The 13282-nt window shown below is 66.0% G+C and carries 9 protein-coding genes and 1 riboswitch; of the genes, 5 read left to right on the forward strand and 4 right to left on the reverse strand.

Annotated features, from left to right (window positions below; genetic code table 11):
• Positions 1 to 154: 154 nt before the first annotated feature.
• On the forward strand, positions 155 to 796 hold the full coding sequence (locus HZY97_RS15890; protein ID WP_180145790.1) for a YidH family protein: 642 nt from the start codon (positions 155 to 157) through the stop codon (positions 794 to 796).
• Positions 797 to 846: 50 nt separating this feature from the next.
• Positions 847 to 1749 carry a formylglycine-generating enzyme family protein gene (locus HZY97_RS15895; protein WP_180146006.1) on the forward strand — a complete coding sequence of 301 codons (903 nt, stop codon included), beginning with the start codon at positions 847 to 849 and terminating at the stop codon, positions 1747 to 1749.
• A gap of 227 nt (positions 1750 to 1976) precedes the next feature.
• Here HZY97_RS15895 and HZY97_RS15900 read toward each other — a convergent pair whose 3' ends face one another.
• Positions 1977 to 2951, reverse strand: coding sequence for a transporter (locus tag HZY97_RS15900; protein WP_180145793.1), 975 nt, complete (start codon positions 2949 to 2951; stop codon positions 1977 to 1979).
• Positions 2952 to 3184: 233 nt separating this feature from the next.
• Here HZY97_RS15900 and HZY97_RS15905 point away from each other — a divergent pair, with 233 nt between their 5' ends.
• The 3 genes from HZY97_RS15905 to HZY97_RS15915 all read left to right on the forward strand — a co-directional run bounded on the left by HZY97_RS15905 (position 3185) and on the right by HZY97_RS15915 (position 5735).
• Positions 3185 to 3877: a DUF3313 family protein gene (locus tag HZY97_RS15905; protein ID WP_180145796.1), complete on the forward strand. Its 693-nt coding sequence runs from the start codon at positions 3185 to 3187 to the stop codon at positions 3875 to 3877.
• Positions 3878 to 3891: 14 nt separating this feature from the next.
• Complete coding sequence (locus HZY97_RS15910; protein ID WP_180145799.1) at positions 3892 to 4671, forward strand: hypothetical protein; 780 nt, start codon at positions 3892 to 3894, stop codon at positions 4669 to 4671.
• A 188-nt stretch (positions 4672 to 4859) separates the two neighbouring features.
• Positions 4860 to 5735 carry an OmpA family protein gene (locus HZY97_RS15915; RefSeq protein ID WP_180145802.1) on the forward strand — a complete coding sequence of 292 codons (876 nt, stop codon included), beginning with the start codon at positions 4860 to 4862 and terminating at the stop codon, positions 5733 to 5735.
• A 38-nt stretch (positions 5736 to 5773) separates the two neighbouring features.
• Here HZY97_RS15915 and HZY97_RS15920 read toward each other — a convergent pair whose 3' ends face one another.
• The 3 genes from HZY97_RS15920 to HZY97_RS15930 all read right to left on the reverse strand — a co-directional run bounded on the left by HZY97_RS15920 (position 5774) and on the right by HZY97_RS15930 (position 13256).
• Positions 5774 to 6829, reverse strand: a complete 1056-nt coding sequence (locus tag HZY97_RS15920; RefSeq protein WP_180145805.1) for a low specificity L-threonine aldolase — start codon at positions 6827 to 6829, stop codon at positions 5774 to 5776.
• 55 nt (positions 6830 to 6884) lie between these two features.
• A riboswitch (SAM-I-IV-variant riboswitch) is annotated at positions 6885 to 6990 on the reverse strand.
• 57 nt (positions 6991 to 7047) lie between these two features.
• Complete coding sequence (locus tag HZY97_RS15925; protein WP_180145807.1) at positions 7048 to 9765, reverse strand: pitrilysin family protein; 2718 nt, start codon at positions 9763 to 9765, stop codon at positions 7048 to 7050.
• A gap of 71 nt (positions 9766 to 9836) precedes the next feature.
• On the reverse strand, positions 9837 to 13256 hold the full coding sequence (locus HZY97_RS15930; RefSeq protein ID WP_180145810.1) for a TonB-dependent receptor: 3420 nt from the start codon (positions 13254 to 13256) through the stop codon (positions 9837 to 9839).
• Positions 13257 to 13282: the final 26 nt, after the last annotated feature.

A 13282-nucleotide genomic window follows, 5' to 3' on the forward strand; every position in this document is an offset into this window, starting at 1 on the left:
ATCGGGCGCAACCCCCAGCCGAGCGCCGGGCATTCCCCGAGCGCGCGGCCGGGGCGCTCTCAGGGTCTCGACGGCGACGAAGCCGGGGCTTTCCCCGATGGGCGGCGCGCCCGCGCTTCGGGATGATGGCGCCGCAGCTGAAAGGAATCTCCCGATGAGCGATCTTCCGGGGCCGAAGCGGCCGGACCGCTTCAATCCCGCTCCCGTGCCCGACATTCCCGACACCAGCCAGCTGAGTGGCGAGGAAATCCCGACCACCTATTCGCATTTCCGCACCGGGCTTTCGCGGCACCGCACGGGCTTGTCCGAGCACCGCACCGACCTGTCCGAATATCGCACCGACCTCTCGACGCACCGGACCGACCTGTCGACCGAGCGCACCGAGCTTTCGATGCGCCGCAGCGGCATGTCGGTGCAGCGCACCCGGATGAGCGCCGACCGCACCTTGATGTCGGTGATCCGCACCTCGCTCTCGCTGATCGGCTTCGGCTTCACCCTCGCCCAGTTCTTCAGCAAGCTGCGCGATGCGGGCACGATCACCCACGCCGCCGCGCCGCGCAACTTCGGGCTGATGCTGATCCTGCTCGGCGTGCTGCTGCTGATCGGCGGCATCGTGCGCCACCTCCAGTTCGCGATCGAGCTGCGCAACCTGCGCGGCTCGATGGTCCGCGAGGGACTGCTGCACGGCGAGATGAAATATCCGATCTCGCTCACGCTGATCACGGCGATCCTGCTGCTCGCCATCGGCGTGGCAGCGGCAGTCAACATCGTCTGGGGCCTGGGGATTTTCGGCTGATGGAAATGCACCTGATGCGCCCGCGCCTGGACGGCCCGCCCGAGCGCGACATGGTCTGGATCCCCGGGGGCAGCTTCACCATGGGGTCCGAGGATCACTATCCCGAGGAGCGCCCGCTACGCCCCGCCCAGGTAAAGGGCTTCTGGATCGACCGTACGCCAGTCACCAACCGCGACTTCGCGCGCTTCGTCGAGGCGACGGGACACCGTACCGTCGCCGAGACCCCGCCCGATCCCGAGGACTATCCCGGGGCTTTGCCCGAGATGCTGGTCGCTGCGTCGGTGGTGTTCACCCCGCCGGCCCGCCCGGTCGATCCGAACGGGCCGGTGACGCAGTGGTGGGCGATGGTACCGGGCGCGGACTGGCGCCACCCGACCGGGCCGGAGAGCAGCATCGAGGGGCTGGAGGATCACCCGGTAGTCCATGTCGCGCTCGCCGATGTCGAGGCCTATGCCGAATGGGCCGGCGCCGACCTCGCGACCGAAGCCGAATGGGAGTTTGCCGCGCGCGGCGGGCTGACGGGCGTCGAATATGCCTGGGGCGACAGCTTCCTGGTCGACGGCGCACACATGGCCAACACCTGGCAGGGTGCCTTCCCTTACGCCAACACGCTCGAGGATGGCTGGCTGCGCACCTCGCCGGTGGGCAGCTTCCCGGCCAATGGCTTCGGCCTGGCCGACATGATCGGCAATGTCTGGGAATGGACCAGCGACTGGTGGTCGACGCCGGTGGTGCAGAGCCGCCATTGCTGCAGCGTCGAGCCGCGCACACCCAGCCGCGAGGACAGCGTCGAGCCTGGCGGCCCGCTCCCGATCCCGCGCCGCGTGCTAAAGGGCGGATCGCATCTCTGCGCGCCCAATTACTGCCGGCGCTACCGCCCGGCGGCGCGCCATGCCCACCCGATCGACACCTCGACATCGCATATCGGCTTTCGCTGCGTGCTGCGGCCCTGACCGGTCTTGCAATGTAGGATTTCGTCTGTTTCCCTCTTTGCGCCAGGCTTGCTGCCCGGCCGCTCTTTGCTCTGTTGGAAAGATAGGATCACGCTCGCGCAAGGATCTTGCGAGATGCGCGCCGTTACGCCGAACTGTGTCAACCTAAGCGGCGAGAAAACACGCGCTTGGCGCGTCCTTCATGCCCTTTGGCGAGTCGCCGCCGCCGGCGCTGTAGGAAAGCCGGGCTATTGCTTCGGCATGTTCATGTGCAGCGGCAGCGACAGGTCGAGCATGAAGGCGGTGCCCTTTGTGCGGTTCTTCTCGCCGAACTCCTGCAGCACCTTGATCCGGAAGCTCGCCGGGCTGCGGCCGAGCACGGTGTTGAAGGCCATGGTGCCGCCCACGCCGCTCACCCGGCCCTTATAGGGGCCCTGCGTGGCACCGCCGCCGGTGTCGCCGGTCAGCTGCTCGAAATGATAGCCGAGCACGCCGATCGAGAATTTCTTCGACAGCGCCTTCTCGACCGACAATTCGGCATGGAAGTCGTTCCCCGAATCATAGTCGGTGTCCTTGTTATTGCCGTTGAAGGTGATGCCGACCTTGCTGCTGACATCCCAGCCGGATGCTTCGTCATGGAAGCTCATCGCCCCGGAGACATCCTCGGCCCAGCGATGGAAGGAGAGGTTGGCGAGCGCGTCGGCGCGGTAATAGCCGACGGGGATGTTCACCAGCCCGCTCAGCTGGGCGTGGAACTTGCCGCTCTTCCAGCCGAGCGAGACCATGCCGATCGGGTCGCCCACCATCACATTCGCGTCGTGCCGGCGAATGTCGATCTGGCGGCCGAGCGGCCCGGTGATCACGGCGGAAGCGTCGATCATCGGCGCGCCGACCGGCAGCACGCCGCCGATCGCCAGCGTGCCGCCCAGGAAGTTGGTGCTCGGCACGGCGACCAGCGTAGTGAAGTTCGCCGCGATCGTCGCATCGACATCGGTGACCAAGCTGCCGCCGATCTTGAAGTCGCGCTGCGAGTTGGTGCCGCCGGTGTAAACGAAGATGGTATTGTCGATATAGATGCCGGTGAGCGGGGGCTGGACCGCCGTGGCGGGACCGCCGCTGCCCAGCAGATAGACGCTCGAGCCATTCTCGTCGGCCCGTGCCGCGCCGCCTGCCGTCACCGAAAAGGCGGTGGCCGCCAACAGGATAGAGAGCTTTCTGGTCATCGGAGGCGCTCCTGCTTGGAATTGCCTCCGGGCGTAGCAACCGCCCGCACGCCCCTGAATCGGGGAAAACCCCCGCCGCCCGCCCGGACGATCCCCCGGCGCCGCTCGGCCCGTCGCAACCGGCGCCCCGAGGCTGGGCCATGGAAGCTCCCCCGCCCGGACGCGGGTTTGCCCCGATGGCGAGCCCCGGCGCTTCGCCACATGTTCGCCGCTCCCTTTCCCAGGAGACGGCCATGGCCCGGAAACTCATCGCAGTCCTGTCGGCAGCGGCGCTGCTGAGCTTTGCCAACCCCGCCCTCGCGCAGAAAAAGGCGGCGCCGGAGAACTGGGACGGGATGGTCAAGGTCAAGGCCAAGCGCGTCGACCTCGCCTATCTGCTGCCGAACGCGGATTTCCGCGGCTATACCAAGGTGATGATCGACCCCACCCAGGTGTCGTTCCGCAAGAACTGGCAGCGCGACAGCAACGACATGACCGCCGGAACGCGCGTCACCGACGACGACGCCCGCCGCATCCTCGACGAAGCCCAGAAGGGCTTCAACAAGATCCTCGCCGAGGCCTATCAGAAGGCCGGCTATCAGGTGGTGACCGCCCCGGGCGCCGATGTGCTGCGCCTCACTCCCGGGCTCGTCGATCTCGACGTCGAGGCGCCGGACACGATGAGTCCCGGCATCACCCGCACCTATACGCATGAGGCTGGCGGCGCGATCTTCGTGCTCGAGGCGCGGGATTCGCTGAGCAACCAGCTGCTCGGGCGCGCCGTGGATGGGCAGGAAACCAGCGACTTCGGCCCCTATATCCGCAACCGCGCGACCAACGCCGGTGCGTTCGAGCAGCTGTTCGACGAATGGGCGAAGATCAGCGTGAAGGCGCTTGCCGAGCTCAAGGAGCAGTCGCCGATCAATACTGCCGGCATGAAGAAGTAGCGAGAGCTTGCACCATGTATGTGCGCCTGTTCGCCCTGGCGGCGCTCGCCCTGCCCGCCCTCGCCCATGCCCAGGAGCAGGAGGAAGAGGCGTCGCCAAGCGGCCGCGACATCACCCGCCCGGTCCTGACGCTGGACCTGCGCACCGAGGTCGCGCGGGAGGATGACCAGGACAAGCTGACGGTCACGCTGCGCCACGATCACCCCGTCGATCTGGGCGGCGGCTGGCGCGTCAACCTGCGCGTCGACTTGCCGGTGAAGATCGTCGATGCCGAGGAGGAAGCCGACACCGGCACCACGATCGGGCTGAGCAATGTCCTGTTCCAGGCGATCTTCATCCGCGAGCTGGGCGAGGATCAGGGCTTCGGCTTCGGCACCCAGGTCAAGCTCCCCTCGGCGAGCGACAGCCGGTTCGGCAGCACCCAGTGGCAACTCCTGCCCACCGCCGGCTATCGCTGGCCCGCGCATGGCATCTCGAAGGAGAGCTTCTTCCAGATCCTCACCCGCTACCGCTTCAGCCTGGCGGACGGCAGCGGCCGCGCCACTGCGAGCGAGCTGCAATTCTCGCCCAACCTGGAGATCGGCCTGCCCGGCAAGGCCTATTTCTCGATCTTCCCGAGCACCGATATCCGCTATGACTTCAAGACCAAGTCGTTCTTCCTGCCGCTCAACCTGGAAGTGGGCAAGAAATGGGGAAGGCTCGTCACCTCGCTGGAGGGCGGGGTCGGCCTGATCGAGGGTAATGCGGCGCCCTATCAGTGGAAGGTAGAGGCGCGGATCGGCCTGCGCTTCTAGCCGCGAATTACCCGCTTGCGGGCGTGTGCAGGCCGGGGTCGGCGGGTGCCATCGCCATCGGTTCGTCGCGCGGCGCGGTCGAACCAACCCCGCAATCAACCGCCCTGCCGGGGCTGTTCATCTGCGAGACAGGTTGACCTGAACACGCAAGGCCAGCCGGTGGGGGCAGTTTAGAGGAGGTTGCCTCAATGCGTGTCATTTCCAAAAGGTCGGGGGTTCGCTTCCTGGCCGCCATGCTCGCCGTGTCTGCCTCGAGCAGCGCGTTTGCGCAGCAGCAGAGCTCGCCCGATTCCAATATCGTCGTGAATGGTCCGGCCCCGTCCGAAATGGTCGCAGGGCCTGAGGTCAAGGGCGTCATCGTCGCACGCAATGGCGACCGCGTGAAGGTCGCGACCGCCGACGGGCAGAGCACGATCATCACCATCAGCGATACGACGCGGGTCAAGGCCGGCGGCGGCCTGCTCGGCAGCCAGAAGCTCGCCGCAGACTCGCTGCTCAACGGGCTGCCGGTCACCGTCAAGACGCTGCAGCCGCGTGATGCCCAGGCAGGTGGTCAGCTCTATGCGAGCCAGATCACCCTCAAGAAGAATGATCTGCGCACCGCGACGATGATCCAGAGCGGAACGTCCCAGCGCTTCGACGAGCAGACCGCGGCGACCGAGGCGCTGCGTGGCCGCATGGCCGATATCGACAAGTACAACATCAAGAGCACGACGAACGTGCACTTCGATGTCGGCAAGTCGAACCTTTCCGAGCAGGACAAAGCGCAGCTTTGCGGCACGGCAACCGAGGCGCAGGGCACCGAGAATGCGCTGATGCTGGTGGTCGGCTATACCGATTCGACCGGCGGCGAAGACCTCAACCAGGAGCTCAGCGAGAAGCGCGCCGCGCGCGTCATCAACTATCTCCAGCAGGCCTGTGGCTGGAAGCCGTATCGCATGCTGACCCCGACGGGCATGGCCAAGGCCGACCCGCTGGCGAGCAACGATACGCCCGAAGGCAAGGCGCAGAACCGCCGCGTTGCGGTGAATGTGCTGGTCAGCAAGAGCGTCGACGGCTTGTAAGTTGCGTGGGGCTGGCTCCGCGCCGGCCCCACAGGCGATCATGCCGCGAGCGACGCGCTGCCGACGACGGCGTCGCGCAGGTCGTGCGCCAGCTCGGCCACCCGGTCGAGCTGCGCGTCCCAGGCGAACATGAAGCGGGCGCCGCCGCCGATGAAGGTGTAGAAACGCCAGCCGCGCGCGCGCAGCCGGTCGAGCACTTGCGGAGCGGCTTCGAGGAAGACGGCGTTCGCCTGCACGGGGAACATCAGCCGTAGCCCCGGCAGCTCCTCGACCTGCGCGGCGAGCAAATGCGCGCAGGCATTGCCGTGCTCGGCATTGCGCAGCCACGCGCCGCTTTCGAGCAGGCCGATCCACGGCGCCGACAGGAAGCGCATCTTCGAGGCGAGCTGCCCCGCCTGTTTGCAGCGATAGTCGAAGTCCTCGGCGAGGGCGCGATCGAAGAACAGGATCGCCTCCCCCACCGCCATGCCGTTCTTGGTACCGCCGAAGCAAAGCACGTCGACGCCCGCCTGCCAGGTCATCTCGGCGGGTGTGCAGCCGAGCGTGGCGCAGGCGTGCGGGAAGCGCGCGCCGTCCATGTGCAGCTTGAGCCCCAGTTCGCGGCAGACCGCAGAGATCGCCTTGATCTCGTCAATCGCATAGACCTGCCCGGTCTCGGTCGGCTGGGTGATGGTGACGACGCGGGGCTTGGGGAAATGGATGTCCGAGCGGCTGGTCGCCAGCGCGCGGATCGCCTCCGGGTTCAGCTTGCCGTCGGGCGTATGCGCGACGAGCAGCTTGGCGCCGTTGGAGAAGAATTCCGGCGCGCCGCACTCGTCGGTCTCGACATGCGCGGAGGCCGCGCAGATCACGCTGTGATAGGACTGGCCGAGCGAGGCGAGCGCCAGCGAATTGGCCGCGGTGCCATTGAACACGAAGAACACTTCCGCGTCCGCATCGAACAGCTTGCGAAAGGCATCCGCCGCCTGCTGCGTCCATTCGTCATCGCCGTAGGCGACCGCGGAACCCTGGTTCGCGACCTCCATCGCGGCAAAGGCTTCGGGGCAGATACCGGCATAATTATCGCTGGCGAACTGTTGCGGCGTAAGCGTCATACTCGATCCCTTGTCAGTGCTGGCACCGGGAATCAGGTCGACGTGAAATGCGGCAGTGGATCCCGTTTGTTGCCGGTCCGGCCACATCCCCTCTTGCGAGGGCACCACCTTGCTCGGGAGCAGGTTGGTGCCGGGCGTCGGCCCGACTCTTGATGCGGGGCCGGCTGTAATAATCTTGCGCAACAGATGCAAGATGTTCGAGCCGACCCCCATGATGCTCACCGCAGCTTGTGGCCTTCGGCGTCCCACACCTCGACAGCGCCGAGCTTCAGCGCGCGCACCTTGGACTCGATCTTCGAGAGATCGCCGACCACCACCCAGGTCATCGCGTCGGGGTGGAGCAGCTGCGCGCTGGTCGTGATCGTATCAGGCTTGAGCGCGGCATAGGCGCCGGGCAGCGTGGTGATCCAGTCATAGGGCCGCCCGAAGCGGTTGACGTATTGGAGATAGCCGACCAGCGCGTTGTTGGTCTCGAAGCGGCCGGGCAGCGACAGCACCTCGCCCTTGCTCAGCAGGTCGAGCTCCGCCTGCGTCGCCGGCTTGGCGCCGTGGATGCCGCGGATTTCCTTGTCGATCTCGGTGAGCGCTTCGGCGGTCTTGTCGGTCTGGACGCCGGTCGCCACGCCGAATGCCTGGGGGCCGCGCGCCTCGGCGACATAGGAGCTGGCGCCATAGGTCCAGCCCTTGTCCTCGCGCAGGTTCATGTTCAGGCGCGCCGTGAAGTTGCCGCCGAGCACGTCGTTCATCGCGCCGATCTCGAAATAGCGCGGGTCGCCGCCATCGGGCAGGATCTGGCCGACGCGGATGACCGACTGGATCGCACCGGGCTTGTCGACCAGCACGATGCGCGGCGCGGTCGCCTCCGCCACCGGGTCGAGGGTCTTGGTGCCCTTCGCAATCGCCGGCGCCTTCCAGTCGCCGAAGCTCTTCTCGAGCACGGCGGTGAGCGCGGCGATATTGGTGTCGCCCGCCACATAGATCACGGCGTTGTCGGGCCGGATCCAGCTGTCGTGGAACTTGACCAGGTCCTCGCGGGTGATCGACTTGAGCGTGTCCGCGCGGCCGGAAAGCGGCACGCCGTAAGCATGGCCGGAGCCGTACAGCAGGCTGGTGAAGGTGCGCTGGGCGATCTGGTCGGAATCGACCAGCGACTGCGACAGGCCCGAGAGGTGCTGCTGGCGATCGCGCTCGAGATCGGCGGCACGGAAGCCGGGATTGCGGATATAGTCGGCCCAGAGCGCCACCGTCTCGGGCAGTGCCTTGGCCATCGCCGAGGCCATGAAGTCGGTCGTGTCGACGTCGCTGGTGGCATAGATGCGCGCGCCGAGCAGCGCCTGGCGCTCGGCGAATTGCTGGCCGGTGAGCGTCACCGTGCCTTCGTCCATCAGCCCGAGCGTGAAGCCGCCGACGCCGCGCTTCATATGCTGTTCGGCAGCCTGGCCGGCGTCGAACACCATCGTCATGTCGACGGTGGGCGTGCCCGGCCGCTCGGCGAGTACGACACGGATGCCGTTGGAGAGCTTCGCTTCCTGCACCGGCGGCAGCTTGAGCGCGGGCGACGGCCCGAGCGGCGGCAGCTTGGTGCGGTCGGCGCCGTCGGCGATCACCTTGTGGCTGCCGAAGGGCAGCACGGTGAGCTTGTAGTTGGGCTTGGTCAGCCAGGTGCTCGCGGTGGTGCGCACCTCGGCAGCGGTCAGCGCCTGGAAGGCCTTGTCGTCCACCGCGTACTGGCCCGGATTGTCGGCGAACATCGCGCCGCTGGAGAGCGCCATCGCCTTCACATAGATCGATTCCATCGCGCGGGCATTGTCCGCCGATCCGCTTGCCTTGACGCGGGCCAGCTCGGTCGGCGCAGGCCCCTTGGCGAGGAACTCGGCCAGCACCTGCTTCACCGCCGCTTCGGCCTCGGCACGATCGACGCCGGGCTTGAGGCGCACATCGACCGAGAAGATGCCGGCGACTGCATAGCCAGCGTAGCTCGCCGAGGCATAGGTCGCGAGCTGCTTCTCCTGGACCAGCACCTGGTAGAGCCGCGAAGTCTTGCCGCGGCCGAGCGCCTGCGCGGCGAGCTGGAGTGCCTGCGCCTCGGGCGCGCGGTTGCCGGGCACCGCCCAGTTCCAGGCGATGGCGAGCTGCGGCACATCGTCCTGCATCACCTCGCTCTTGTCGCGATCGAGCGTCGGCACCCAGGCGGTGGAGCGGCTGACCGGCGAACCGGTGGGGACGCTGCCGAAATACTTCTCCATCAGCGCCTTGGCCTGATCGATCGTGACGTCGCCCGAGAGCGTGACCACCGCGTTGGTGGCGCCGTAATATTGGGCGAACCAGCCCTTCACATCGTCGAGCGAGGCGACGTTGAGGTCCTCCATCGAGCCAATGGTGGGGTGATGATAGGGGTGGCCGATCGGAAACAGCGCGGCGGCCTCACGCTGGTCCATCAGCGCATAGGGTGTGTTCTCGCGCGTGCGCTTCTCGTTCTGGACGACCTTGCGCTGCTCATCGAGCTTGGCCTGGCTGATCGCGCCGGCGAGATAGCCCATGCGATCCGATTCCAGCCAGAGAACCCGCTCGAGGCCGCCGGTGGGCACGATCTCGTAATAATAGGTCTGGTCGAGCGAGGTCGCGCCGTTGACGCCCGACACGCCGATCTCCTGGAGCGGCGGCATATATTCCTTGTCGTGATGCTCCGAGCCGTTGAACATCAGATGCTCGAACAGATGGGCGAAGCCCGACTTGCCGTCCGGCTCGTTCATCGAGCCGACGTGATACCAGACCGCAACCGCCACCTTGGGGGTCTTGTGGTCCTCATGCACCACGACACGCAGGCCGTTGGAAAGCGTGAACTGCTTGTACGGAACCAGCTCCTGCGCCCGGGCAGGCAGCGCGGCGGCGATGGCGATCGTCGCCGCTGCAAGGAGCAACTTGGTGGGCTTCATCGGGACTATCCTCGGTAAAGAAAAGGCGCCGGCTCCCGCGCACGGGGAGCCGGCCAGGGTCGTGCAGGGCTTCAGAAGATTGCGGCGGCGCCGATCTTGAACTTGCGGCCGCCGAGATAGGTCGCGCGGGTGTAATAACCGGCGATGAGCTGCTGGACGTCGGGCGTCTCGCTGCCCTTGAGCAGATCTGCCGCCTCGACATAGATCCGGTATTTCCGGCCGCGATCGATGTAATATTCGCCGCGCAGGTCGAGCGTCTGGACGTCCTGATTATAGACCGACAGGCCACGCGGATAGAAATTGTCCAGCGTTTTGGACTGGAAGCTATAGGCCAGCGTGCCGTCGAACCCGTATTTGTTGTAGGTCAGCGCGAGCGTGCCGGAATGCTTGGGCTGCTGGTTGAACGGCAGGCCCGAGAATTCATAAATGCTGCTCTGGCCGGCCGGGGCATAGGCCCAGCTATATTGCTGGTAGCGGCTGCTCTTGGTGAAGGTGTAATTGGCGATGATGCCCAGGCCGCCAAGCGCGCCCGGCAGGAAATCGAACTGCCGCTCGAACCGGCCCTCCACACCCCAGATCGTCGCCGGGTGCTTGCTGTTGATCGGTGAGCCACCGTTGATGAAATAGAGCTCCGGATGCGCCGGATCGAAATAGGGCGCGCCCTGGAAATAGGGGCTGTTGGGCAGCGTGACATTGGCGAGCTGGGCCGGGCCGTTGGTCTGGTTGGCCTGGAGCAGATTGTTGATCCGCTTGTAGAAGCCGCCCAGCTTGATGATGCCGATCTTGTGATAATATTCGGCGCTCAGGTCGAAGTTATGCGTGGTCGCCTGCTTCAAATTCGGGTTGCCCGAATTGAGCTGCAGGATCGGCAGCACGCCGTTGGGCCCCGGGATCGGGATGTTGATGAAGCTGATCCGGGTCTGCTGCGACAGATCGTTGATCTGCGGCCGCGCAACCGAGAGGAAATAGCCGCCGCGGAAGATCAGATTGTCGCTCTGGCGGAAGTTGAACAGCACGCGCGGGAGGAAATCCTCCGACTTTGCCGTCTCGGTCACCAGTTTGCTGAACTGGTTCTGGAAAACGATGTCGCTACCGAAGCCGCCGCCGTTCGCCGGCAGGATCGGGCCGATATAGGTGGGGAATACCAGGTTGGTCGCCTGCAGGTCGGTACGGTTGTAGCGGACGCCGCCGATCACTTCGAGCTTGCCGAACTGCAGCCGGCTCTGAACATAGGCGGCGTAATTGTCCTCGCGCGTCGCCTGCTTGTCCTGGCCGAGTGCGGGGGCGATCGGGGCCAGAGTGAACTGCGGATTCTTGGCGAGATAATCATCGATATGATCGAAGAAGCCGATCACGGTGCCTTCGCTCATCGCCGTGAAGTTGGCGCCGGAGACGCCCACGCGCGAAAGATCGGTGGGCGAGAATGGCAGGCCGAGCGATGCGATCGAGGCGTTGCCGGCGAACTGGGTGCGCCGGAGGTCGTGCTTGAACTCGGTGCGCTCATAGCGCGCACCGACCTGGACATACTTCAGGAAGCCCCAGTCCATGTCCCAGCGCAGGCTGACCTCGCCGGTGTAGCGGTTGTTGCTGCCGGTGGTGGTGTCGATGCCGCCGGTACCGTTGGTGATCGTATAGGCAGCCGGATTGTTGATCAGCGCCCAGCCGGCGGTGCTGAGCAGCGGGATCGGGATCCCGGCGCCGCTGCGTCGGCCGAAGGGGGTAATGATGTAGCCGAGATTGGGATCGGTCGCGCCGGGCTGGAACAGCGCCGCGGTGGCATCGCTGTCCGGGATGCGCAGGTCAAGCGTCGAGTTGCGGTCATGATCCTCGCTGCCATGGGCATAGCCGGCGAGATAGTTGAAGGTCAGCTTGCCCGCGGTGCTCTTGCCCGAGAAGCTGTAGGTATCGGTAATCGTCTTGGCATCAGGATCATAGCTGTACGCCTGCTCGCGCTGGATCGCGAGGTTGCCGGGCGCCAGGCTCAGATGGAGTGCCGAGACCGCATCGCCGCCGGGCACGTCCGAATATTTGCTCAGCGCGGTGAAGCTGTCGCTCAGCGAATAGCCGGTTCGATTGGCCTGGGCATGCTGGAAGTCGAACTTCAGATTGGTGTGGCCGCCGATATTCCATTCGGCCGAAACCGTCGCCGCCAGCGTCGACTGCTTCACATGGTTGAAGTTGGTGAAGAGCTGAGTGACATAGGCGCCGTCATCGCCGGGCACGAAGGGAAAGGTGGCATTCGGGCTGAGCGCATCCCCCGCGGTCAGCGTCGGCGTGCCGTTCGCGGCGTTCGGCAGGAACGCGCCGAACTTGGTCACTGTGTTGTAGCCGATGTTGCGCACCGAGTTGCGGCGATACTGGACCGAAGCGCTGAGGCCGAAATTGTCCTGCGCGCCGAAGCGGCCGGCGATGGTGCCGGAGACCAGGAAATCCTTGCTGAAGTCATGCCCGCTCAGGCCACCTTCGACCTGGAGGCTGGCATAGCGGTGCGGCCGGTTGAGCGGCGACATCGTCTCGATCTCGATCAGGCCGCCGGTGCCCGCGCTGTCCTGGCTGGGCATCAGGCTCTTGCTGATCGTGATCTTGCTCACCGAATCCGCGAGCAGGTTGCTCAGGTCCGCCGACCGGCCGGTGCCATTGCCCACGGGTAGCTGCAGGCCGTTGAGCTTGACGTTGTTCATGTCGGGATCGAGCCCGCGCACGATCACGTTGGTGCCGTCGCCGGTCACCGTGTCGCGCTGGAACGAGACGCCCGAGGTGCGGCGCAGCGCATCGGCGAAGGTGGTGCCGGTGAAGTTGCCGAGATCGTCTGCGGAGACGACTTCGGTGTTGTTCTCGGCCGCGCGCTGCAGGTTGAGCGCATTGGCGCGGGCGCTGCGGGTGCCGTAGACGACGATCGGTACGCCTTCCTCAGCCCCTTCGTTCAACGCCAGATCGATGGCCGAAGCGTTTCCCGATCCCACCACGATCGGCTGGGTACGGGTCTCGAAGCCGAGAAACGCGATCTCCATCGTGTACTGGCCCGGCGTAACGCTCGGGAACCGAAAGTCGCCATTCTCATCGGCGGTAGTGGTCTGGCCGGTCTCAACGATGCGGACCAGCGCGCCGGCCAGGGCGCGACCACCCTCGTCGCGCGTCAGATGGCCTGTGATCGATCCGTTCTCGCCGCTGACATTGCTCTGCCCGGGGGGCGCCACGACGATGTACGAGCCGCCCTGAGTGACGTTGAGCGTAAGCCCCGATCCCTGGAGCAGCGCGTGGAACGCCGCCTGCGCAGTGAACTCGCCGTGCAGCGGCGGCGCCGCGCGCCCGCGCAGGGCCGGGCCGTCGAAGATGATGTTGGTCGAGGTGCGCGTGGCGACCGAGCGGAGCGCGGCCTCGAGCGGCTGCGCGGCCATGTCGAAGCTGTAGCGCGTTTGCGCCTGCGCGACCGGTACGACGAAGAGGCAGGTGGTGGCTGCTAGCGTGGCGAGCGTGAGTCTGGTCGGCATTGCTTTCCCCCCGGGAGCGGCGACCC

The sequence above is a fragment of the Sphingomonas sp. R-74633 genome (assembly GCF_013416555.1).
Taxonomy (GTDB): Bacteria; Pseudomonadota; Alphaproteobacteria; order Sphingomonadales; family Sphingomonadaceae; genus Sphingomonas.

Coding starts and splice junctions, on each gene's coding strand:
- HZY97_RS15905 (WP_180145796.1), top strand. CDS start 3,185: ATGGCCCGGAAACTCATCGCAGTCCTGTCGGCAGCGGCGCTGCTGAGC.
- HZY97_RS15900 (WP_180145793.1), bottom strand. CDS start 2,951: ATGACCAGAAAGCTCTCTATCCTGTTGGCGGCCACCGCCTTTTCGGTG.
- HZY97_RS15925 (WP_180145807.1), bottom strand. CDS start 9,765: ATGAAGCCCACCAAGTTGCTCCTTGCAGCGGCGACGATCGCCATCGCC.
- HZY97_RS15890 (WP_180145790.1), top strand. CDS start 155: ATGAGCGATCTTCCGGGGCCGAAGCGGCCGGACCGCTTCAATCCCGCT.
- HZY97_RS15920 (WP_180145805.1), bottom strand. CDS start 6,829: ATGACGCTTACGCCGCAACAGTTCGCCAGCGATAATTATGCCGGTATC.
- HZY97_RS15915 (WP_180145802.1), top strand. CDS start 4,860: ATGCGTGTCATTTCCAAAAGGTCGGGGGTTCGCTTCCTGGCCGCCATG.
- HZY97_RS15930 (WP_180145810.1), bottom strand. CDS start 13,256: ATGCCGACCAGACTCACGCTCGCCACGCTAGCAGCCACCACCTGCCTC.
- HZY97_RS15895 (WP_180146006.1), top strand. CDS start 847: ATGGTCTGGATCCCCGGGGGCAGCTTCACCATGGGGTCCGAGGATCAC.
- HZY97_RS15910 (WP_180145799.1), top strand. CDS start 3,892: ATGTATGTGCGCCTGTTCGCCCTGGCGGCGCTCGCCCTGCCCGCCCTC.